The 23,149-nt window shown below is 43.3% G+C and carries 22 protein-coding genes, 1 riboswitch and 1 other annotated feature; of the genes, 4 read left to right on the forward strand and 18 right to left on the reverse strand.

Annotated features, from left to right (window positions below):
* Nucleotides 1-20: 20 nt before the first annotated feature.
* The 3 genes from NSQ26_RS09165 to NSQ26_RS09175 all read right to left on the reverse strand — a co-directional run bounded on the left by NSQ26_RS09165 (nucleotide 21) and on the right by NSQ26_RS09175 (nucleotide 3,992).
* Nucleotides 21-1,976, reverse strand: coding sequence for a S9 family peptidase (locus NSQ26_RS09165; RefSeq protein WP_090774332.1), 1,956 nt, complete (start codon nucleotides 1,974-1,976; stop codon nucleotides 21-23).
* Nucleotides 1,977-2,057: 81 nt separating this feature from the next.
* The gene (locus NSQ26_RS09170; RefSeq protein WP_499717920.1) at nucleotides 2,058-3,206 is read right to left on the reverse strand and encodes a hypothetical protein; all 1,149 of its coding nucleotides are present in this window, start codon (nucleotides 3,204-3,206) and stop codon (nucleotides 2,058-2,060) included.
* Nucleotides 3,207-3,275: 69 nt separating this feature from the next.
* On the reverse strand, nucleotides 3,276-3,992 hold the full coding sequence (locus tag NSQ26_RS09175; protein WP_090774330.1) for a prepilin peptidase: 717 nt from the start codon (nucleotides 3,990-3,992) through the stop codon (nucleotides 3,276-3,278).
* 178 nt (nucleotides 3,993-4,170) lie between these two features.
* Between NSQ26_RS09175 and NSQ26_RS09180 the strand changes: the two genes are divergently transcribed.
* The gene (locus tag NSQ26_RS09180; protein ID WP_499717921.1) at nucleotides 4,171-4,926 is read left to right on the forward strand and encodes an NAD(P)-dependent oxidoreductase; all 756 of its coding nucleotides are present in this window, start codon (nucleotides 4,171-4,173) and stop codon (nucleotides 4,924-4,926) included.
* Between the two features lie 447 nt (nucleotides 4,927-5,373).
* On the opposite strand, the gene NSQ26_RS09185 is transcribed toward NSQ26_RS09180, so the two are convergent.
* The 4 genes from NSQ26_RS09185 to NSQ26_RS09200 form a co-directional block, all read right to left on the reverse strand.
* Nucleotides 5,374-5,679, reverse strand: a complete 306-nt coding sequence (locus tag NSQ26_RS09185; RefSeq protein ID WP_090774329.1) for a DUF3784 domain-containing protein — start codon at nucleotides 5,677-5,679, stop codon at nucleotides 5,374-5,376.
* 280 nt (nucleotides 5,680-5,959) lie between these two features.
* Complete coding sequence (locus tag NSQ26_RS09190) at nucleotides 5,960-6,100, reverse strand: hypothetical protein (protein ID WP_499717922.1); 141 nt, start codon at nucleotides 6,098-6,100, stop codon at nucleotides 5,960-5,962.
* 183 nt (nucleotides 6,101-6,283) lie between these two features.
* The gene (locus NSQ26_RS09195; RefSeq protein WP_499717923.1) at nucleotides 6,284-7,582 is read right to left on the reverse strand and encodes a bifunctional folylpolyglutamate synthase/dihydrofolate synthase; all 1,299 of its coding nucleotides are present in this window, start codon (nucleotides 7,580-7,582) and stop codon (nucleotides 6,284-6,286) included.
* A gap of 22 nt (nucleotides 7,583-7,604) precedes the next feature.
* The gene (locus NSQ26_RS09200; protein ID WP_499717924.1) at nucleotides 7,605-10,247 is read right to left on the reverse strand and encodes a valine--tRNA ligase; all 2,643 of its coding nucleotides are present in this window, start codon (nucleotides 10,245-10,247) and stop codon (nucleotides 7,605-7,607) included.
* Nucleotides 10,248-10,287: 40 nt separating this feature from the next.
* Nucleotides 10,288-10,517, reverse strand: a binding site (T-box leader).
* A 167-nt stretch (nucleotides 10,518-10,684) separates the two neighbouring features.
* Between NSQ26_RS09200 and NSQ26_RS09205 the strand changes: the two genes are divergently transcribed.
* Nucleotides 10,685-10,834, forward strand: a complete 150-nt coding sequence (locus NSQ26_RS09205; protein ID WP_176763711.1) for a hypothetical protein — start codon at nucleotides 10,685-10,687, stop codon at nucleotides 10,832-10,834.
* A 5-nt stretch (nucleotides 10,835-10,839) separates the two neighbouring features.
* Here the strand turns inward: NSQ26_RS09205 and NSQ26_RS09210 are convergent, their stop codons facing one another.
* The 5 genes from NSQ26_RS09210 to lipA all read right to left on the reverse strand — a co-directional run bounded on the left by NSQ26_RS09210 (nucleotide 10,840) and on the right by lipA (nucleotide 15,259).
* A complete protein-coding gene (locus NSQ26_RS09210) occupies nucleotides 10,840-11,535 on the reverse strand; it encodes a hypothetical protein (protein WP_499717925.1) in 696 nt (231 codons plus the stop codon).
* 195 nt (nucleotides 11,536-11,730) lie between these two features.
* On the reverse strand, nucleotides 11,731-12,114 hold the full coding sequence (locus NSQ26_RS09215; protein WP_090774325.1) for an ectoine synthase: 384 nt from the start codon (nucleotides 12,112-12,114) through the stop codon (nucleotides 11,731-11,733).
* A 13-nt stretch (nucleotides 12,115-12,127) separates the two neighbouring features.
* Complete coding sequence (gene ectB / locus NSQ26_RS09220) at nucleotides 12,128-13,408, reverse strand: diaminobutyrate--2-oxoglutarate transaminase (RefSeq protein WP_090774324.1); 1,281 nt, start codon at nucleotides 13,406-13,408, stop codon at nucleotides 12,128-12,130.
* A gap of 32 nt (nucleotides 13,409-13,440) precedes the next feature.
* A complete protein-coding gene (gene ectA / locus NSQ26_RS09225) occupies nucleotides 13,441-13,938 on the reverse strand; it encodes a diaminobutyrate acetyltransferase (protein ID WP_090774323.1) in 498 nt (165 codons plus the stop codon).
* A 391-nt stretch (nucleotides 13,939-14,329) separates the two neighbouring features.
* A complete protein-coding gene (lipA, locus tag NSQ26_RS09230; protein WP_499717926.1) occupies nucleotides 14,330-15,259 on the reverse strand; it encodes a lipoyl synthase in 930 nt (309 codons plus the stop codon).
* 171 nt (nucleotides 15,260-15,430) lie between these two features.
* Here lipA and NSQ26_RS09235 point away from each other — a divergent pair, with 171 nt between their 5' ends.
* On the forward strand, nucleotides 15,431-16,426 hold the full coding sequence (locus tag NSQ26_RS09235; RefSeq protein ID WP_090774321.1) for a M23 family metallopeptidase: 996 nt from the start codon (nucleotides 15,431-15,433) through the stop codon (nucleotides 16,424-16,426).
* A gap of 116 nt (nucleotides 16,427-16,542) precedes the next feature.
* Nucleotides 16,543-17,232 carry a lysoplasmalogenase gene (locus NSQ26_RS09240; RefSeq protein ID WP_090774320.1) on the forward strand — a complete coding sequence of 230 codons (690 nt, stop codon included), beginning with the start codon at nucleotides 16,543-16,545 and terminating at the stop codon, nucleotides 17,230-17,232.
* A gap of 20 nt (nucleotides 17,233-17,252) precedes the next feature.
* Here NSQ26_RS09240 and NSQ26_RS09245 read toward each other — a convergent pair whose 3' ends face one another.
* The 6 genes from NSQ26_RS09245 to NSQ26_RS09270 all read right to left on the reverse strand — a co-directional run bounded on the left by NSQ26_RS09245 (nucleotide 17,253) and on the right by NSQ26_RS09270 (nucleotide 23,107).
* On the reverse strand, nucleotides 17,253-18,881 hold the full coding sequence (locus tag NSQ26_RS09245) for a Na+/H+ antiporter NhaC family protein (protein WP_499717927.1): 1,629 nt from the start codon (nucleotides 18,879-18,881) through the stop codon (nucleotides 17,253-17,255).
* Between the two features lie 94 nt (nucleotides 18,882-18,975).
* Nucleotides 18,976-19,149, reverse strand: a riboswitch (Lysine riboswitch).
* 99 nt (nucleotides 19,150-19,248) lie between these two features.
* Nucleotides 19,249-19,752 (reverse strand): dihydrofolate reductase, encoded by a 504-nt coding sequence (locus tag NSQ26_RS09250; RefSeq protein ID WP_499717928.1) that lies wholly within the window; start codon nucleotides 19,750-19,752, stop codon nucleotides 19,249-19,251.
* Nucleotides 19,749-20,543, reverse strand: a complete 795-nt coding sequence (locus NSQ26_RS09255; RefSeq protein ID WP_499717929.1) for a thymidylate synthase — start codon at nucleotides 20,541-20,543, stop codon at nucleotides 19,749-19,751. The genes NSQ26_RS09250 and NSQ26_RS09255 overlap by 4 nt, the downstream gene beginning before the upstream one ends.
* Before the next feature lie 35 nt (nucleotides 20,544-20,578).
* On the reverse strand, nucleotides 20,579-20,893 hold the full coding sequence (locus tag NSQ26_RS09260) for a YunC family protein (RefSeq protein ID WP_499717930.1): 315 nt from the start codon (nucleotides 20,891-20,893) through the stop codon (nucleotides 20,579-20,581).
* 54 nt (nucleotides 20,894-20,947) lie between these two features.
* The gene (locus NSQ26_RS09265) at nucleotides 20,948-22,294 is read right to left on the reverse strand and encodes a bifunctional metallophosphatase/5'-nucleotidase (protein WP_499717931.1); all 1,347 of its coding nucleotides are present in this window, start codon (nucleotides 22,292-22,294) and stop codon (nucleotides 20,948-20,950) included.
* 27 nt (nucleotides 22,295-22,321) lie between these two features.
* Nucleotides 22,322-23,107 (reverse strand): sulfite exporter TauE/SafE family protein, encoded by a 786-nt coding sequence (locus NSQ26_RS09270; protein ID WP_245700944.1) that lies wholly within the window; start codon nucleotides 23,105-23,107, stop codon nucleotides 22,322-22,324.
* Nucleotides 23,108-23,149 lie beyond the last annotated feature (42 nt).

Below are 23,149 nucleotides of genomic sequence, written 5' to 3' on the forward strand. Positions count from 1 at the left end.
ATGGTTGCTTCTCAAGTTGCTTACAAATATTTCTCAAACCAGTCAACAATCGCTTGTAAACGAGCAAAACGTAAATTCGGTTTCCCACTTCGCGATAGTTCGTGGTTCGCTTCTGGGAAACGCATGAATGTCGCCTCTTTCCCTAAACGTTTTAGCGCAATAAATAATTGCTCTGCTTGCTCAATTGGACAACGCAAATCATTTTCGCTATGCAAAATGAGCAAAGGCGTCTCCACTTTTTCAACATATTTTAATGGCGAGTGATGCCACAACGTCGCAATATCACTTAAATCCGCCCCAATTTGCCATTCCGTGAAATAATAACCGATGTCACTTACACCATAGAAGCTGATCCAATTGGAGATCGATCGCTGCGTTACCGCTGCTTTAAAACGATTCGTATGACCAATCACCCAATTTGTCATAAAGCCACCATAGCTACCACCAGTGAGTCCAAGGCGACTTCTATCAATCCAATCATGCTGTGCTAACGTAAAATCAAGCACATCCATTAAGTCGCGAAAATCTCCACCACCATAGTCACTCCGCACAGCGTCCACAAACGTTTGACCATAACCGTGGCCGCCTCGTGGGTTTGTGAATAATACACCATACCCTTGTGCGCATAGAACTTGAAACTCATGAAAATATGTCACACCATACATTGCGTGTGGACCACCGTGAACTTCTAAAATAAGCGGATATTTCTTCCCTTCTTCAAAATGGGTCGGTTTCATGAGCCAACCCGCAACAAAAGTACCATCGTCTCGTTCATAGTAAACCGGTTCTGGGTAACTCTTTTCTAAAGATAACTGTTCGTTCCCATCATGGATTAACACCAAATCGTCTGTGCGTAAATTAACTGAGTACACAGCACTCGGACGTTCTACTGTACTCATTGTCGCAACCACACAATCACTTTGTATATCGTAGCCATGAATATGTTGCGCACCCTCTATGAGCGTTGTAACATCTCCATTCAAATGAAAACGCCATAGATGAACGGCACCTTTCTGAGAGACAAGTGCGTCAATCGCTTGACTATCATCCGTCCATTTTATCCCTTGGTCAACCACTTGTTGCAAAAAGTCGCCAATCATCACATCACCGATATAGACATCTTTGTCTTCCGCAAGCATTTGAACGGTTTTCGTTGCACGTTTATATAAAAACAATTTGGGCTGCGTCGCATTTTCAAACTCACGTTGGTGACCAAGAATCGCCACATATGCACCATCCGGTGAAAAACAAGCATCTAGAATCACAAGCGACGCTGAAGTGAGCTTTTCCCTTTTCCCGTCTTCAAGAGACAACAACCAAAGATCTGCCAAAAACGAAAAATCGTGATGATCGCGTTCATCCCCTGACATCAATAGCGCCGATCCGTCTGGAGAAAACCCATGTAGCTGTATGTCATAATGATCGTTTGTTAGCCACGTCACCTCTGCCTTATCCGTAGAGACCAGGGCCATTTGCTGCACTGAATCGTCAAACATCCCACGGCTATCTGATTTATACTTCATCTTCTCCACGACATGCGGCTGCGGAAGATGATCCTGCGCTGCTTCTTCTATCGAGCCTCTTGCCTTTACGCGCGTTGAAAACACAATATGTCTCCCGTCTGGAGCCCAAGAAAACTTTGTCACTGCACCATCCACATCCGTTAATTGACGAGCATCCGCTAAACCGACTTTTACAAATAACTGCATCCGCCCTGAACGGTCTGACAAGAAAGCAAATGCATGACCAGTTGGTGACCACTTTGGTGAGATGTGTTTGTTTGTCCCAAATGTAAGCTGCAAAGGCACGTTCTTTTCTTGCACTTTAAAGGAATAAACATTGGAAATATAGTCATTTTTGACATGATCGATCGATGTTACTACCGCAAGAACCGTTTTTCCATCAGGTGATAGACTTGGACTCGTCACTGTTTCCAAGTCACATAATGTATCAATGCAAATCTGTTTTTCCCCCAATTAAAATCCCTCCCCCATGAATGTTCCTATTATATACAAAACGCATCACTAAAAAAAGGAAAACGCCCATTATGAGCGCTTTCATGCTTCAGCTAACACTTCAACCATTGACGCATATGCATAGAGTGCATCGAGCAACGATTGCTGGGCTTGCCACATAGCTTGTTTCTCTTGTCCACTTTCAAAAGAAGCAAAAGCATGTAACCCTTTGACCAAACCGTTATGCATATTTAACGCTTGCTCGCTTGCCTTTTCTGGGAGTTTACTCAAAGAACGGTCACGTGCTGCAGTCAAATCCTTCAGCGTCCCTTCCATCTTCTTAATTACATCATCAGCTTGTACAGACGCACCTTCTTCATCCACAAGCCGTCGCGATGTCTCTTGTAAAAGCTCTTTATAAAGCCCGTGCGCTTGTAAAAACCACGTGATTGCTTCGGTGTCAAGTGTATTTGACCGTCCACCTTCAATTGTATACGTTTTTACATACGTATCTTGTCCCTTTTCCTCAATCATTGCGCTTAAAGAACGTGCCCCTGCCTTATCTGGTGCCACACCAACGAATAAAAAGGACGACTCACCTGACTTTGAAAACAATGTAGCGGGCAAACCACCTTGCTTTACTTTATCAACCACAGGTTGTCCTTGTTCTACTGTGTCAAACGCCGCACCTTGAACAACATCTACATGCCATGTTGGCAAACCAGCTTCGACCGCTGCTGCCAATGCCGCATCCAAATTTTCACCACCCTCACTTGCCGTACCGATAGATTCCGTTACAACCATTTTATATACAACAAAACCGAGTCCGAGACCGACCACAATGGCTGAGACGATGGCTGTCACCAAGTTCCAAGGCACCACCCCGATCACATCTTTTATTACCCGTTTCCGTCCTTTAGGTGGTAATTTTGGCGGATTGACGCGATTGCCATCATCCCAGAAAGGCGCTTCACCTTCTCGTTTCTCTTCCTGTTTTTGAGTAAAGTCGATCACTTTATCATCATGAGTTGTCATACTTGGCTCAGGAATAAAATCATCATCTTCACTTGCTTGTTCACCTGACGATCGCTCGTTTGCAAAAGGGGCGGCATCCCACGTCAATATTTTTGGTACAGCTGGTGCTGTTTCTTTGTGATCTTCTGTATCTCCTCGTGCTTCTACACTTACCTGTGACTGCTCTTTTTCCGCTTGTCCAAAATGAAATGACATTGTACGTTTACCACGCTGCATCAAAGCCCCTCCTTTCTCTGTACTTAATATATCTGTATGACACAGATGGGATGAGTAGAACGGGCTTCTTTACATATCAAATAAGAAATAAACGAGCACAGCTGCCATACTAATAAAAGGCGCGAAAGGAATCCGCTCTCTTCCAGATATTCGCTTACTTAACACCGCGCCTCCGATATAAACCAATCCTAAAAAGGAAGCAACTGCAATGACATATAAAATAGCTGGGACACCCATCACAAAACCAAGTAAGATAAGTAATTTCACATCTCCACCCCCCAGTTGGTCACGTCGGTATATGAATACGACAAACAACAACGACACCACCACACATAAGCCCAGAAGTGCATCTATCCATGTAAATGTAGGAATAAAAAATAAGCGAATACCAATGAGTGGCACCGCAAATACAAGTAATATTACATTTGGAATAATCATTCGTGAAAGATCGGTTACCGTCACAATGGCAAGGAGCGATATGAAAAGTAGCACCCACAATAACGCCAGTTGGACGCCGTGCTTCCAGAACGCTAACAGAAATAACCCTGCTGTAACAGCTTCAATAGTTGGAGATAAGCGCGGGATCTTAGCGTAACATGTACGACATCGCCCTAATTGAATCGCATACGATATCAGTGGCATTAATTCAAATGGACGTAATGTGCGCAAACAAGCATCACAACGGGATCGTGTCCACAACGCAGACGAAAGCGGTACCCGCGTCCCGACTACGTGGAAAAACGACCCACATACCGCACCTAATACGGCTGCAAACAAGAACATCATGACACATCCCCTTTCTTTTTTCGTTATACGACATATTCGATGAAAATTGTGTCGTTCCTGCTTTTTTAGAGGGAAAATGACACTTGAATTATTTTTCGAGTTTATGGATCATATAAATTAACATTTGAATGCTATAGAACACGATAAAAATACACCGCCACAGAGAGGAGACGCAATGATGGATGCCAAAAACAAAGAAAAACCCGTGACAGCTCTTGTCGTAGGTGCGAGCGGAAACACTGGTCGGTTGCTTGTAAAAGAGCTGCTAAATCGCGGTGTCCACGTTACAATAATTATTCGATCACTTGAGAAAATGCAAGAGGATGTGAAAAATCACCCCCACTTATCTATTATCCGCGCAAATATATTAGAACTTTGCGAGACTGAGATGGCTCATCATGTTCATGGATGTAATGCTGTCGCTTCATGCTTAGGCCACAATATGACTTTAAAAGGAATTTTTGGGCATCCACGTATGCTCGTCACTGATGCTACTCGCAAGTTGTGTGACGCTATTAAAGAAAACAACCCTGAACACCGTGTGAAATTTGTACTCATGAACACAGCTGGTAATAGCAATCGTGACATCCCTGAACGAGTTTCTTTTGCACAAAGATGTATAACGAGCGTTATCCGTCTGTTGTTACCCCCGCACTTAGATAATGAGCGCGCCGCTGACTATTTGCGAACAGAGATCAGACAAGACCACAACACAATCGAATGGGCAGTCGTTCGTCCCGATAGCTTGAAAGATGAAGATCAGACCACTGCATACAATGTGTACGATTCGCCAACTCGAAGCGCCATCTTTAATCCCGGTGTAACAACTAGAATCAATGTCGCCCATTTCATGGCTGATCTAATTGTTAATGATGAGCAGTGGCACAATTGGAAAGGGAAAATGCCTGTTATTTACAATAAAGTATCACCATAAGGGACGCTATTTTTTTCGTTCTGAGTGAAAGCACTAGGAGGGAACTTTTTCATTGAAAATAGTCACTTCTATGTCGTATAATATAGTTGTATAGGCAATACTAATAAAACACCGTCTAAAGCGAAAGCTTTAGACGGTATTGCTGAACCCTGTCACGGGCTTGGCAGATAAAAAGGTCATAGCCCTCTCGCGTCTGCCACGACACTCATGAGAGGGCTATTTTTCGTTGCGCTTTGTCAGTACAAGCACCACAGTAAGCAATGACAATAACAATACGTTCGTTGCAACTGTCAACGACAATGCTTCGTAAACCGACATCCGGCACCACCTCCTTTCCTAGAAGGTGTGCCAAGCCCGCACATGAGTGATTCAGCTTCCTTTTATTCTAGCATATGTTGATAGTAACTGTAAGTTAAATAATCACGAATCTATTCGAAACACTCCTCCTCAAAACGGACGTATCTTTCGGAAAATAACCCATCCTAGAATCATAACTGCCATCACAATACCTACCATGTTCCCAGCCCATTCACCAACATATTCATCAGCAAAAGGCAGCATCAAAACTAATAATCCAGTAATGGTTGCAACAAGTCCTGTTTCTCTGGCAAGTTTATTTTTGTCCCCTTTAAAAGTGTCCTCATCATATCCGGCCACCAAAGATAGCATCTTCTTTTTCCAAATGAGCCAACTTACTATAAACAACTGCATACTTGCAAACACTGCTATTGTAACAACACCAGCAAAAGGCACTTATACCACTCCTTTTTTACTCAAACCACCCCTTAGGAGGATGAGGGGCTATGTAATATTTTGGAGAGGACTGTACTTCATTCCTCTTGTGTACGCCTACAATCATACATGGTTTCCACCTTCACGCCAATAAAAAACGACAAATTTTCGCAATTCCATGTTCCATCGCTGGTTTTATCAAGTCCATTAGAGTCTTCAATTCCCTTTAATTAGTAAAATTATCAATGTATCCTAAAAAAGAAGTGAATGATGCTTCACACAGTCGCATCATTCACTTCTTTTATTCTGAACGTAAGATGTCCGACACTTTTGGATCGCTAATTTGGACAAAATAGCTTTCAGGTTGGTTGAAATCTATCACCTGATCAGCCGATTCTTCCTGTAAAAAATACGTTTGAATATTAACCACCTTATAATCCATGTTTCAAAACCCCCTTTCTTTCCAATGTGCGATACATCTATGATCTGAGAGACTGCCAAATCCTATCATTTAATAAATTAACTGATACATAACTCAAGTTGTCTCTTTTCGTTATTTTCCATTCAAAAAGGTAAAAAACAGCAATTATGGCATTTTACGACTGCGCAATCGCTGTTACCTATTTCACCCCACAAACCCCCGCCGCACATCCGACACAAAATACAACGAACCTGTCACCACAAGCACATCTTCTTCTGTCATCTGCTCGCGCACCTCCGCAAGTGCAGCTCGCCAATCAGGTACGCACCGTTTGCTTGCAACATCGGCACGTTCATACAACACTTCCGCTGCTTGCGCGCGCGGAAAGTCAAACGTTGTAAACATGAAATCGATGTCCAGCTCACGAAATGGGGCGAGTAAATCACAAATGTCTTTTTCTCTCGTTGCCGCAAGCAACATGATCATTTTCTTCCCTGGATAACGCGCTTCGAGCACCGCCGCCAACGCTTCGTAGCCTTCTTTGTTATGGGCACCATCAAGAATAATGTCGGGTTTTTGTTGCATATATTCAAACCGTCCTGGCCACGACGCCTGCTTTAAACCTTCGCGCCGTGTCTCCTCACGAATCATACAGGCTGTTTGTTTCTCTAAAACAGAAAGCGTCGCCAATGCCACCGCCGCGTTTTCTCGTTGGTGCGGTCCAATCATGGCCAACTTATATGTAGAAGCAGGCTTTCTCTGCCATTTCCACTCGAATGCTTCTACACCAGGTTCAGGCTGCACAACATCCGTTTCCACCCCGAAATCTGCACCAAACACCGTCAGTGGTGCTTGTTTATCAACCGCCACCTCACCAATAACCGCCAGCGCTTCCTCAGGAACATTGCCAACAACGACGGGTGTGCCCGGCTTAATGATTCCTGCTTTTTCATACGCAATTTCAGACAGTGTATCACCTAAAATATGCATATGGTCGTAGCCGATCGTCGTAATGACCGAAACCAGTGGGGAAATGACATTCGTTGAATCCATACGCCCGCCGAGCCCGACTTCAACTAAGCAAATATCAGGGCGCACCACCTCACCAAAATGCCACAACATCATTGCCGTAAGCACCTCAAATTCGGTCGGTGACCCAAGAGGTGTTTTCGCGATCTCTTCTACAAGTGGACGGATTTTTTGTGCTGCGGCTAGTAGATCAGCTTCACTAATCGGTACCCCGTTCATAGAAATGCGTTCAGCAAATTGTTCAATGTAAGGCGAGGTGAACGTGCCGACTGACCAGCCGTCCGCTTGGAACATATGACGCAAAAAGCTGACCGTCGATCCTTTTCCGTTCGTGCCCGCCACATGAATGGCTTGCAGCTTTTCTTCTGGATGATCGAGTGCGGCAAGCATCGCTTCCATTCGCGCTAGCCCTGGTTTGATGCCAAACGGCAGCAGCGAATGAATCCATGCGATTGCTTCTTCTGCTGTCTTCATCTCGCTGCCCCCTTTCTGTTTATCACGCTTCAAATTCGGCGATCCGCGCTTCCACTGCTTCTTTCTTCGCAACGTAATCGGCGCGCTTCGCTTTTTCTTCTTCTACGACATGGGCTGGTGCTTTCTCGACAAAGCCTTTGTTTGCCAGTTTGCCGTCGATCCGCTTCACTTCTTTATCAAGCTTTTCAACTTCTTTTTTCAACCGCGCCACTTCTTCTTCCAAGTTTAACAACCCTGCCAGCGGGAGGAACAGCTCCATTCCCGTTAATGCGTGCGACATTGCTTTTGCTGGTGTTGGCAAGTCCACCGCAATCTGCAGTTCACTTGGGTTCGCAAATTTTTCAATGTATGCCTTTCCGCGTGCCAAGCATGCTGCTGTCTCGTCATCCGTTGGGCGAATGTGGAGTGCAATTTGTTTGCTCATTGGCACATTGCTTTCGGCACGCGTGTTACGCACTTGACGAATCACTTCTTTTAATGACGTCATATCTTTGACAGCCTCATCGTCAATGAGTGTTTCATCATACGTCGGCCATGCAGCAACCGTAATTGAATCCCCTTTATGCGGCAAGTGCTGCCAAATTTCTTCTGTAATAAATGGCATGACCGGGTGAAGCAAACGCATCGTATGATCGAGTACATGGGCGAGCACCGAACGCGTCATGTTCTTCGCTTGTTCATCTTCTCCGTATAGTGGCAACTTCGCCATCTCGATGTACCAATCACATACGTCATCCCAAATGAAGTTGTACAATGAGCGCCCGACTTCACCGAATTCATATGTGTCAATTAAGCGGGTCACGTCAGCTGTCACTTCTTGCAAACGTGTTAAAATCCAACGATCGGCAATCGTTTTTTCACCGGAAAGATCAATCTCGTCATGCTTTAGTCCTTCCATGTTCATGAGCGCAAATCGAGCGGCATTCCAAATTTTATTACCGAAATTCCAAGCGGCCTCAACTTTTTCCCAGTGGAAACGTAAATCATGGCCTGGAGAGCTCCCTGTTGATAAGAAGAATCGAAGAGCGTCGCTCCCGTACTTCTCAATCACATCTTGCGGGTCAACCCCGTTGCCAAGCGATTTACTCATTTTGCGCCCTTCTGAATCACGAATTAACCCGTGTATGAGCACATCTTTGAATGGCCGTGTATTTGTAAATTCTTTGCCTTGGAAAATCATCCGGGACACCCAAAACTGGAGAATGTCATAGCCCGTGACAAGCACATTGGTTGGATAATAACGCTGATAGTCACTTGCTGATTCGTCGGGCCAGCCCATCGTTGAAAATGGCCAGAGCGCCGAGCTAAACCATGTATCAAGCACATCTTCATCTTGTGTCCATTCCGATTCATTTTCTGGTGCGGTGTGACCGACATACACTTCGCCTGTTTCATTATGGTACCACGCCGGAATGCGGTGTCCCCACCATAGTTGGCGCGAAATACACCAATCTCGAATGTTTTCCATCCAGCGGACGTACGTTTTTTCGAATCGATCTGGGACGAACGTCACTTTTGTTGCTTCATCTTGTTGTAATTCAAGCGCTGCATCCGCTAGTGGTGACATCTTCACAAACCATTGTGTCGACAAATACGGTTCAACCACTGCACCACTACGTTCTGAATGACCAACAGAATGTATGTGATCCTCAATCTTGAACAGCACATCCATCTCTTGTAAGTCTTTCACTATTTGTTTCCGGCACACGAACCGGTCTAGCCCTTCGTATTTTCCAGCGTTCTCATTCATCGTCCCGTCTTCATTCATAACGAGAATGCGGGGCAAGTCATGGCGGTTGCCAATTTCAAAATCGTTCGGGTCATGTGCCGGTGTAATTTTAACTGCACCAGAACCAAATTCTTGGTCAACATACTCATCGGCCACGATCGGAATTTCACGCCCTACAATTGGTAAGCGCACCATTTTTCCAATCAAATGTTTGTAACGATCATCTTTTGGATGTACCGCGACCGCCGTATCTCCAAGCATCGTTTCTGGACGCGTTGTTGCAATTTCAATCGTGCCACTTCCGTCCACAAGTGGGTATTTCATATGATAAAACGCACCTTGAACGTCTTGATGAATGACTTCAATGTCTGATAACGCTGTTTTCGTTTGTGGGTCCCAGTTAATAATGTATTCGCCGCGATAGATCAAGCCTTTTTCGTATAACGCCACAAACACGTCACGCACCGCGTTTGACAACCCTTCATCCAACGTGAACCGCTCGCGCGAATAGTCAACGGAAATCCCCACTTTTGCCCATTGTTGGCGGATAAATGATGCATAGTCCTCTTTCCACTCCCAAGACTTCTCTAAAAACGCTTCGCGACCAAGATCATGGCGTGACTTCCCTTCTTCTCTCAGCTTCCCTTCAACTTTCGCTTGCGTCGCAATCCCAGCATGGTCCATTCCCGGAAGCCATAGCGTATCAAAGCCTTGCATCCGCTTTGTGCGTGCTAAAATATCTTGTAACGTCGCATCCCATGCATGCCCCAGATGTAGCTTTCCTGTCACGTTTGGGGGCGGAATCACAATTGAGTAAGGTGTTTTCTCTGGATCGCCCGTTGCTTCAAAAAACTTCCCCTTCACCCAAAAATCATACCACTTTGCTTCTGTTTCTTTCGGATCGTACTTTCCGCTCATTGTCACTTCTTCTGCCATCTCATTCGCCTCCTTCAAAAAATAAAAAAAGCCCTCCATCTCAAAGGACGAAGGGACTCGCGGTACCACCTTTGTTTGCAGCAAGCCACTTGGGGCTTGTTACACAACTTAAGTAAAATAACGGCTCTCACCGGCTATGCTTACTCAACGTTTCAGCATAACAGCTCCTAGGCGACCTTCACATGGGGCAAACGAAGGAACCTCTCAGCCAATGGGCTCCTCTTTCTGTACGTGCGCATACATGCTACTCCTCCTGCTCAACACATATCGATATCGACTTGTTAGTAGACTTATTATAACATAACTCTCTATTGGTGCAATCATTTTAGCCAAAAATAGGCGCTTTTATCCCTTGTTCGATGACGCCCCAAAAAATACTCACATATAACGATCTATACACATATACTATATATTATTTCCACAAAGGGGGGCTTACCGTGACGAATTGTCAGAAGATGCCTCGCCATCCTTACACACATCTCCTCCTGCAACGTGTTACTTTCTCGTTTAACCAGCTGTCTCTTTTACCAAATACATTAGACTTATGTGCACTGCTTGGTGTCACAATTGTCGAGATGAGCTTCTAATTTCGTTACGACTTTTGTGCCATTGTGACTTCAAGTGGTTGCTTTTCTTGCGTTTCGTGCTCTAACTTTTGCTGCCAACGAGAAAGGATCATATAACACATTGTAGCCAAAACCAAAAATACTGCACTCGATACAAATGTTAATTTAAACGTCAAAATATTGTCCCACCACTTCATCCCCGCAAAGAATAATATGATCGCACATGCTTGACTGATATACCCAGCCACTTTCCACATCCGTATATGTTTTTGTAATGCCGATCGTTGGACAAGGTAAATTCCTAGAAACCCAAATAAACTAAGCAGTAAAAATGGAAACAAAGAGAAGCGCGTTGCTTCAATGGACGACACAAAAAAACCGAAAGAATGGATAAACATTTGTAGTGCAAACGCAACACTCAGCACCAACGCACCGATGCGCGCCACCTGTACGACTTTAAAAAGAGACATCTTTTTTCTTAAGTCAGAAATAAATGTTGTGCAATAACGTTGCAAGGACGCTGAATTCTCATGAACGATGCACTGTCCTTTTTTTGCAACAAGCCAGTCATTAATCATGTATCGCAAAATCATATCTACTTTCTTTTGTGATGACACTTGTGCATATACTTCTTTTTCCACCTTCCAAAAAATTTGTCTTTGTTCATCATTTAACTCATTCACTCGTGTATCAACATACACACGATCCTCATTTTTACTCACCAAATACACCTCCAATACTTATCTTCTCCGTATATAAAAAAATACTTCCCTTTAATTAATACTTAATTTACTGCAAACATGCAAGGAAAAAATAAATAACTGCGTCAAAAGTTTTTGTCTTACATAGTGGATATCACTTCTCAACGACCAAAAAACAGCTCTAGATGGATACCTAAAGCTGTTTCTGTGACAAGGTTATTTGACAAGTGGGTAAGCACCACTTTCATCATGAACTTCTTGCCCTGTAATCGGTGGGTTAAACACACATACCATCCGCATCTCCGTATGCGCACGCAGTAAATGTTCATCATTTTCATCAAGTGCATACAATTCGTTTTTTTTAATGGGCCACACTTTCCCGTCTTTTAACGTTTCTACCTCTCCTTCGCCTTCAATACAATACACGGCTTCTAAATGATGCTGATACCATAAGTGTGTCTCTGTCCCTGCTTTAATGATCGTATCGTGAACCGAATAGCCCATGCCGTCACCTTTTACAAGCAACCGTCGACTCGTCCAGTTTTCTCCACTCACATCGCGCGCTGTTCCGATGACATCTTGTAATTTGACTACTTTCATCTCGCTGTTCCTCCTAATTTACAATCATTTCTTTTTCTTTTGTTACTTCTTGCACACTTTCTTCAAGAAGCGCTAAACCTTTTTCTAAACCTTCTTCATCTATCGTTAAAGGTGGAAACAATTTGAAGACTTCATCTTCTGCACCCGATGTCTCCATAATTAGACCTCGTTTAAATGCTGCAGCAGCCACACGGCTAGATAAACCAGCTACATTAGAGCGAATCCCAACCATAAATCCTCGCCCGCGCACTTCTCCTTCGATTGTCGGATAATGAACAACCAACTTTTTCAAGAAGTTTTCAATGTGAGTTGCCTTCTCTTTCACTGTCGACATAAATTCCTCATTCTCCCAATACGTTAATGCTGCTGTTGCTGTCACAAACGCATGGTTATTACCACGAAACGTCCCGTTATGTTCGCCTGGGGACCAAACATCTAGATCAGGACGAATTAATGTCAATGCGAGGGGTAGACCGTAACCGCCGATGGACTTTGATAAGCAAACGATGTCAGGAACGATTTTTGCTTCTTCAAAACTAAAAAATGTGCCAGTTCGTCCAACACCAGCTTGCACATCATCAATAATAAGTAAGATCTCGTGCTCTTTGCATATGCTTGCTAAACGCTGTAGCCATTCTGTACGGGCAACATTTATGCCACCCTCTCCTTGCACCGTTTCAACAATTGCTGCTGCAGGTAACTCCATGCCAGATCCACGATCACATAAAAACCGCTCTACATAGTCTAACGTGTCTACCTCACTCACATAATCGTCATACGGCATTGTCACTACATTTGTGAGCGGAATCCCTGCTCCTTTGCGTTTCGCCAAGTTTCCTGTCACAGACAGCGAACCAATCGTCATCCCATGAAACCCGTTTGTGAAACTCATAATGTCTGTCCGTCCAGTCACTTTTCGCGCCAATTTTAACGCACTTTCAACAGTATTTGTTCCTGTCGGTCCAGGAAACATCACTTTATAATTGAGCGCACGCGGTTGTAAGATGACCTCATGAAATTTTCTCAAAAATGTCCCTTTTGCGTCAGTCGCCATGTCTAATGAATGGGTAATACCGTCATTTAAAATATAATCAACAAGTGCTTGTTTCATCTCTTCATCATTGTGACCGTAATTAAGAGCACCCGCACCGGAAAAAAAATCAATGTACTCATTTCCCTCTATATCCCATACTTTATACCCTTTCGCTTTTGTAAATACAGCAGGAAAGCTGCGACAATAACTGCGAACCTCCGACTCTAACTCTTGAAAGACTTCCATGTCTGTTTGACTCATGTTAAAAAAATCCTCCTTGTCGTAATCACTTTTTATTTGAGCGGACCAATCCGGAAACAGCGTTCTTCTTCATGACCATCCTCTGGAAATAAGGATGACTTAAACCCTGTTCCAATAAAGCAGTTCGTCATATAATCTCGAGCAAGTCTTCGAAACAACGCTTGCGACGCTTTATTTGATGGCGTCACGGTTGCCTCCACATAGTTCACATCTTTGCAAGCCTCGTGCTCGATGAGTGCGTGCAACATTTTTGAACCAACACCTTTTCCACGTTGTGATGAAGCGACGCCGATTTGCCAAACAAACACAACATCTCTTTTTTCAGGTGGAATAAAACCTGTGATAAATCCAACAACATGATCGTTCTCTTTTGCTACAACGCAGGTCTCTGCAAAGTACGTACACATCATGACATACTTATATGCAGAGTTTTTGTCGAGTGTTGATTGTTGCACAAGCTCCCACATAGATGCAGCTTCTTCAACTGTCGGGCGAGTAATTGTCAAAACTGGTGTTAAAGACGGATTCATTGACTCACTCCTCTTTTTATTAACAATATTCCGTTTTTACTTCTTGAAATGATTGTGCTCGAACTTATATGCCTCTAGAAAACTCATTACAATTGCAAACGTTAACAATGGCTATGTTACAACGTTTTTCTTGCCTGTTGACTCCTTTTTATCATAACGGTCTTGAAAAAAATACGCAACCTAGCTTAAGCGCGATAAACTCTGCTGAATGCGACCCTCACGCCATCAGGACAATTAAGCCCTTTGATTGTATGAAATACTGTTAATTTGAGCCCTTTTCACACCGATTTAATTTTTTCGTTTTGACAACAAGGTCATTTTACTTTAGCACAGTAACGTCCTTACACGATCAAAAAAGCACCGGTATAACCGGTGCTTTTAGCAGCTTCTCCTAAGAAAGATCCGCAGCTTTTTTCGCTTCCATATTTACTTGTGCTTGGTTCACTTGCTCATCTGCATGGTAAGAGGAACGTACAAGGGGACCAGCTTCACAATGACTAAAACCTTTGCTTAGTGCGATCTCTTTTAACTCAGCAAACTCATCTGGATGATAATATTTTATCACTTTTAAATGCTTTTTCGTTGGTTGCAAATATTGACCAATCGTAACGATATCAACATCATGCGCCCGCAAATCATCCATCGTCTCAATGATCTCTTCTTTTGTTTCTCCAAGACCAATCATTAAACTTGATTTTGTTGGAATATCCTCATGCATTTCTTTCGCCCGACGTAAAAATTCAAGCGTACGCTCATATTTAGCTCGAGCGCGGACTTTCGGTGTTAAGCGGCGTACCGTCTCAATGTTATGGTTCATAATGTTCGGTCGCGCGTCCATTAAAATGCGCAAACTCTCTTCATCACCACGCATGTCAGACGGTAGGACTTCAATCGTACAAAACGGGTTTTTGCGCCGAACCGCGCGAACCGTTTCCGCAAAAACGGATGCACCCCCATCTTTTAAATCATCCCGTGCAACAGCTGTAATAACGACATGCTTTAACCCCATCTGTTCTACTGACTCGGCCACACGTTCTGGCTCTTGTAAATCCAGTTCTGTTGGCAAGCCTGTTTTGACTGCACAGAAGCGGCAACCGCGTGTACAAATATCACCAAGAATCATAAACGTTGCTGTTTTTCGCACGGCCCAACACTCATGGATGTTTGGACAACGGGCTTCTTCACATACAGTATGTAATTTTTTTTCACGCATCATCTTTTTTAAACCTGTATAAGATGAATTCGTATTTAGTTTAATTTTAAGCCAGTCTGGCTTTCGAACATGCACTTCTTTTGGTTTTGATACATCTTTTGGTGCCATCGTTGCTCCACCCTTCTTCCAATTACTACTTTCTATTCCCATCGTACCATGAACGCGCTTCTTCTTCCACCTAAGAAGCTCAAATGGGAAAAATGGAAACGTTTTTCAGTGATCCTTCTTCGTCTCTAACACATAATAAACTGGAATTACCTAGAAGAAAGGAGATTTTTTATGACACTACGACGGATAATACTTGGCTTACTCATTTGTCTTTTCATTTGTTCACCATGTATGCAAGCAAAGGCACAATCAGAAAAAGATGTCTATGCTGAACGACTCGCTTTGTATAAAAAAATGGAAACCATTACCCACGTGCCTTGGTTTTACTTAGCTGCTGTCGATACATATGAACGCGGCTTACGGAAGGCATTGCGAGATCGTGAAGAAGCTGAAGGTATGATTTCCATTTACTATGCTAAAGAAGACTGGGTCGGCGTATTAAACCCTAACAAAGAAGATCAAAACCCCCACACGATTCAATTGTTTGAAGGAATTGGCTTGGACGGAAACGACGACGGGTATGCGCGCTTAGATGATGACGAGGATGTGCTCTATACATTGGCACGTTATTTAGAGTCTTACGGTTATAGTGAAGATGATTTTCGAATTGCCCTATGGCATTTTTATCAACGTGAACAAAGTGTAAACATTGTTTATGGCCATGCACAAGTCTACGCACATTTTGACCAACTACATTTACATGAGCATGCCTTTGTCATGCCTCTTCATCATAATTACAGCTACCGCAGTACTTGGGGAGATCGACGGGGCTGGGGGGGAAGACGTATTCATGAAGGAACCGATATTTTCGCAAGCTATGGTGTGCCTATTCAATCTGCATCTTACGGCATCGTAGAAACGATTGGATGGAATCCTTATGGTGGTTGGCGTATTGGTATCCGTGATTTGGATAACATTTATCACTACTACGCCCATTTAAGTGGTTATGAAAAAGGTCTTGAGAAAGGCAGCATTCTAAAAGCTGGTCAAGTTATTGGTTATTGCGGTAGCTCTGGTTATGGCAAACCAGGTACGCAAGGAAAATTTCCACCCCATCTTCATTACGGCATGTACCGAGATAACGGGATAACAGAGTGGTCATTTGACCCTTATCCATCTTTAAAAGTATGGGAGCGCGCTGCCAAAAAAGCACGCTACAATTCATAATGACAACGAGACCTACCTAGATCAATGGGAGGTCTCATTGTCATTATTTTATTTTGACAGCGCTTACACAAAAATGTACAATATTTATTAAATATGCTGATAAGGGGTTGCTATGTGTGAATAGGATTTTTCCCGCCGCCATTATTTTCATGAGTTTATTTTATATTTCATTCATCCCCACGCTTGAAAACATCGTAGCACTACTCGTTTTATTTAAAGTTGTACCCATTCTATTGATTATCCTTTATGCTCGATGGCAACGTGGCAAGAAAAAAGGAATGACCATGCTTATCGGCTTATCCATTTGTCTCATTGCAGATGCCGTGATTATTTTTTCATTTCTTGGTGGGCTCATTGTTTTCCTACTCGGACATATTTGTTACATCATCGGTTTTTATCAAGCGCTTCCGAAAACAACCCAAATCACCCACTCGTCACCACCAAGTGCATTTGGTTTTTACCGTGCAGCCTCCCCTGTACCTTACCGACTTTTTTCAACACTACTTATTGCAGGATATGCACTCGTCTTTGGCATATCGCTCATTAGTTATATGTTGGATGACCAGTCACATATGATCTTTCCCGTCGTTCTATATATGATTGTCATTGGCACAATGGCAGCAATGGCTTTGTTTACAAAAAACAAATACGCCATTATTGGAGCAATATTATTTGTCCTCTCCGATAGCATTCTTGCTTGGCATCATTTTGCGACGCCGATCCCATATTCATCTATCTTCATCATGTCTACTTACTACAGCGCCCAATTTTTCATTGCAAAAAGTTGGATATGGTCATCCAAGTAAGTTGAAAAAACGAGACTGTGCTAGCCTCGTTTTTCCGCAAGTTTTCGGTTTTCCGTCATTCTTCGTTTCAGTACAGTATGATAACTTACAAACAAACCAAGCATGACGATGAGCACAGTCCAAGAAGCAGCGACACCAACGAAACCAAGCACAAGAAAGGATAATGCGGCAATCCCTGCACTTATCAGTGCGTATGGTAATTGTGTCATCACATGATCAATATGATGACTTCCTGCACCCGCCGATGATAAAATGGTCGAATCAGAAATTGGCGAGATATGATCTCCAAAAAGTGAGCCTGACAATACTGCCGCAAACATTGGGATAACCATCGCTGGATCTAACACTAAAGCCATTTCTCCGGCAATTGGCAATAACATACCAAATGTGCCCCATGATGTACCTGTCGCTAAACTAAGCCCACATGCCAGCAAAAATATGCATAGTGGCAATAAGCGAACATCGATTGCCCCATCAATTAAAGAAGCCAAGTACGTACCTGTGCCTAATCGCGTAATCATCTCAATTGTAATCCACGCTAACAGCAAGATGACGATAACGGGCACCATCGTCGCAAGCCCCTTTTTCAATGCCTCAATAAATGCCCCCCATGCCGGTCTTGTCTGCATAGTGATAACAACCGCAACACTAAATCCAATCACACCACCGAGAAATAACGACAAACCTATATCGGTATGTTCGAGCATGCCGAGCCATGTGAGCGGCATCCCTGCCTCATGCAACGCAATCGCTCCAGCTCCGAAGAGACATGCACTTGTGCCCATGACAAGCGCAATAATTGGATACAGTAATTGCGTCACATGCCCACTCTCAACGACTTCGGTAGACCCATCGTCTCCCGCCGGTAAACCTTTTTTTGGATCAAATAACTCCCCGGTTTGTTGCGCACGTTTTTCATGCTGCTTCATGGAACCAATATCAATTTGAAACCAAATCACCAAAAATAACATCGACAGTGTCACAATTGCATAAAAGTTGATCGGGATTGTGTATAAAAATGCTTCAAATCCACTATGCACAGAGAAGGCTGTTGGTGCTAAAATGGTTGCCATCGTTCCCATAATAAATGCTCCCCAGCTTGATAAAGGCATCATCACACAAACAGGTGCAGCAGTTGAATCAATCGCATAGGCCAGCTTCGCCCGCGATACACGATAACGGTCCGTGAGTGGGCGGCTGACATTTCCAACGGTGAGTGTATTAAAATAATCATCAATAAAAATTAATAAACCAAGACAAAAAGGTAACAACAACGCGCCTCTTTTTGTTTCAATTCGCTTAGCTGCAAAACGGCTAAATGCCTGATCACCACCAGAGAAACGAATTAAACTTGCCATCATACCAAGTAGCAACAAAAATAAAATGATGTAAAGCTCCCATGTGTTTAAGTGAAAACCACCGGCAGAAATTGCCTGGAACACACCAGAGAATGTAGGAGATTCCATAGAATCAAAAGAAAAGATAAACCCAATCGCTGTTTGAAAAATTCCTGCCAATACCATGAAAACATCAAACTGAAATACAATGAACGCCCCGACAACAATTGCAGCGCCTAATGATAACAATACTCGCCGCGTAAGAATAACCAATACAAGTGCAACAAGTGGGGGAATGAGTGAATACCACAAGAAAAACCTCTCCTTTTTTAGGTCCTGTCTATCAACATAAAAAGACAATCACGGGTAGCCCATCATTGTCTCAAATGCAAACAAAACAGTCCCATCCAATAGTAGTTCTCCACAGTTTCCTGTGACAGTCCGACACTTATTCAATGTCGACCCAGCTTAAAAAGGACGGACACCCTTTTTAGCTTCGGCAAAAATACCTTTCCACATTCATCATCGCTGTCCTCGCTCCGAAACATGTACTCATCATTTTTGCGCCTCTACCCCATCTGGCAGATGAGGTGTTCTCTATATAATTGCTTTTCATAATATCACATGATTGTTCTACAATCAATCATCTTTTTTCATTTATTTTCTTCCAATTATCTCCTTATATCCTCACGTCCGCGCGTTGTCTACGCATATACGTGCGAAACTCATAGGAATAAAGGTTTTTTTCGTCTGTCACTCCATGAACAACGTCAGTGACATGCCATTCATTCTCATCCAACATTGGCACAAACGTATCCCCAACAAATTCATGATCAATGACTGTAACAATGTGCTGGTCACAATCGTCCCATAACAGCGCAAAAACTTCTGCGCCACCAATGACATATAACGTTTCTTCTTTGGCCAACGCCCGTATCTCTGCCACGGTATGCACCACATCTATGCCGTCTGCTGAAAATGAGCGATCTCGTGTTAATACGACATTACGCCGCTGTGGTAACGGCTTTGCACCAATAGAAGTAAACGTCTTACGCCCCATTAAAATGGTCTTTCCAACCGTGGTCAGTTTAAAATGGCGCAAATCAGCCGGTAAATGCCATGGCAATTGATTGTCATTTCCAATTATACCCTTTTTATCACGCGCATAGATGAAACTAATCATATTGCAATCTCTGCTTTAATCGTCGGATAAGATTCATACCCTTCTAGTGTAAAGTCGTCATATGTAAACGAAAAAATATCTCGTACATCTGGATTCAACTTCATCACGGGTAACTGCTTTGGTGTTCGTGAGAGCTGCAATTTTACTTGGTCGAGATGGTTTTGATACAAATGTGCATCACCGATTGTATGAATAAACTCCCCAGGTTCTAAATCACATACTTGAGCCATCATCATCGTCAGAAGTGCATAAGAAGCAATATTAAACGGGACCCCTAGGAAAACATCAGCACTTCGCTGATACAATTGGCAAGACAACCGACCATGATTCACATAAAACTGGAACAGTGTGTGACAAGGCGCTAGTGCCATGTCCTCAATCTCAGCAACATTCCATGCACTCACGACTAAACGACGTGAGTCAGGATTCGCTTGGATCTCCTTCATCACTTGCGAGATCTGGTCAATCGTTTCACCACCAGCACCTTGCCAAGAACGCCATTGTTTCCCATAAACAGGACCTAAATCACCATTTTCATCAGCCCATTCATTCCATATACGGACGTTGTTTTCTTGCAAATAACGTACATTGGTGTCTCCTTTTAAAAACCAGATGAGCTCGTGGATAATTGAGCGTAAGTGCATTTTTTTCGTTGTCACTAAAGGAAATCCCTTTTGTAAGTCGAATCGCATTTGATAACCAAATGTACTGATTGTTCCTGTACCTGTCCGATCCGACTTCTGTGCGCCATCTTTTAATACGTGCTCGCATAGCTGTAAATATTGCTGCATAGTAGTGTTCCTCCATTTCCTGACCGTTTATCCTTTTATACAGATGGTTGTTTCATCTTGAGTAAAGCCTCGCGCCCACTCATACCAGCGTGGATGCCCATTTGTTCACAAGCGCACGTCACTGACTCCAAAGGTGCTGCTAATAATTGCTCAATTGTTCGAACACCAACGGCACGACCTGCGACAATTCCACGCGCTTTTAACTTCTCGTTTAATAGCCCAACATCAAGCGCGCCACACATAATGTAACCTTGACCACATGTCACTGCCATAAAGTTTGTCTTCGGCAACTTGAGTGTAACGGCAATAAATGTTTCTCCTTGAATTGTCACCGGATGCATATCAATCATTTGTCTTTCCCCCATTCAAACGATTATAAAGCACCTTATGTATGAAACATTGGTTTAATGTTGCTTTTTTAACATCTGACATAATACATCTCGCAACATCTCCGGCATAAAATATGTTTTTGTTTGTGCATGCGCAAGTTTAGGGAATAAAAAACCAAAAGTGTACATGTCTAGTGTCGCCAGTTTGTATATTTCCTCATCTATCACCGGCGATCCGAGCAGAAACAATCCGTTTTCTGACACGGTTATACCTGTGTAAACCATTTTCCCCAACACTTTTCCGCGGAAACCAAAGCCTTTTAGCTCTAAATTCATCAAATCAGCCGTTTCAGCGCGCGCGACCGTCTCCCGTAAATCTGCCCCAGACACTTCAACGACGCACGGATTAATCGGGTGTGGACAAATACGGTGAATGTCGCCATACGTCACTACCCCTTTTGGAATGTCTTCTAGCAGTACACCTGCATTCATCATACCAAGTTGCGTGCCACACCACAATACTAGTTCATCACATAATTGTTGGCAAGCGACGGAAGGACGAAACCACGCCACAGGCAATACACGAGGAAGGTTTGTAATCGGCTTTTCGAGTACCTCTATAGATTGTCTCGCTAATTCTTGCAGTTGCCTCACGATTTTTTCATCCTCCGGAAATGGCGCCGGATCAATTAAACGCGCATGCTTCTCGATCACTTGATGGGTTTTACCGTCAAATTGTAGCGTGACTTCTCCAATGTATTGTCCACACTTGCCCGCCTGTGCAATTAATGTGTTTTTGACTCGTTTCCCTTCTTGTAGTGCGTGATGCGTATGTGCACCTAGGATCACATCAATCCCCTCGACTTGGGCAGCGATTTTTTCGTCCATTGGCAAACCTAGATGCGACAGCAACACAATTGCGTCAACTTCTCCCCTCAACTTTTCCACCGCTGTTGGCAGTGTAGACAAAGGGCACGCCACAGAAAAACCAATCTCGTGATAAAAGTCTGTCATTGCCGCTGTATAACCAACATATGCCACAGATACACCATGATCCATTGTATCAATGTAATAAGGAATCGCCCAATCAGGACGATGCCCTATCTCGTTATCTTGTATATTCGCTACAATTACGGGAAACTTCGCGTGAAAATACATATCATGAAGTGCGTCTCTTGAAAAAGTAATCCCCTCGTTATTGCCAATCGTAACAAAATCAACCTTTGCCTCATTTAACAACTGAATATTTCCTAGCCCCAAAGTGGCTTCTGTTAACGGATGGGCCCTGTCTGCATGGTCACCGATATCAACATAGCGTGTCTGTGCATCGCGATAGGTTTGAATATAATGAACAATGCGCGCCCAGTTTGTAAAATGACTATGTAAATCATTGGTGTGCAACAACGTCAAACTTTTTTGCATCCATTGGGCTCCTTTCCAAGAAATTGACTAAAAAAGTCCTTGGTAAATTAACATTAGCGCGAGTAAAACAAAGACTATCTTCATAATGACAAGTAAAAAACGACTTTTGACACGATGGTTTAACCACGCACCACATTTGCCCCCAAACCACGCACCAGGAATGAGCGCAAGCGCGTACCACCAGTGAATATGTCCGGCCACAAAATGAGCTGAGGCCCCGACAAGAGACGAGAACAATACGATGAACATCGCCATTGGCACAACAACTTTGACTGGAAAACGAAACCAGACAAGCAAAATTGGAATCATTAATGAGCCTCCACCGATGCCAAACAAACCCGATAAAAAACCGACCACCATCCCGACTAAAACAGCCGTACTGATCATCAAAACACGTTTGTTTTTTTTCTCTGTCTCCATTGGCTTGGTGTTCTGGCGCAACCATAAACAACCTGTAATCACAAGCATGAGGAAACCAAAATAAAGCATAAAGTCATTTGTTTGAACGATGCTACTTGTTGATGTGCCGATAAGGGTACCTGGTATGATACCTGTTAAAAACAGCAATGCACGACGAATATCAAGCTGTTTTTGCTTCCAATATGCGCGCACTGCAGACAAACCAGTAAAAATCATAACAAATAACGAAGTGCCCGCCGCTTCTTGCGGCGAAATGACCGGCACAGATGGGATAGCAGTAGTCAAAAAAAGTAACACAGGAACTAGCAGTACACCACCACCTAAACCGAGCAAACTCCCAAAGGTAGCACTCACAAAACCGAGTAAAACAAGTAAAAAGAAAATCACAGACACCCCTGCTCTCTTCATTAAACGAACGTGTATTGTGTTCATCCA

Source organism: Bacillus sp. FSL W7-1360, assembly GCF_038592975.1.
Lineage (GTDB): Bacteria > Bacillota > Bacilli > Bacillales > Bacillaceae_D > Shouchella > Shouchella lonarensis.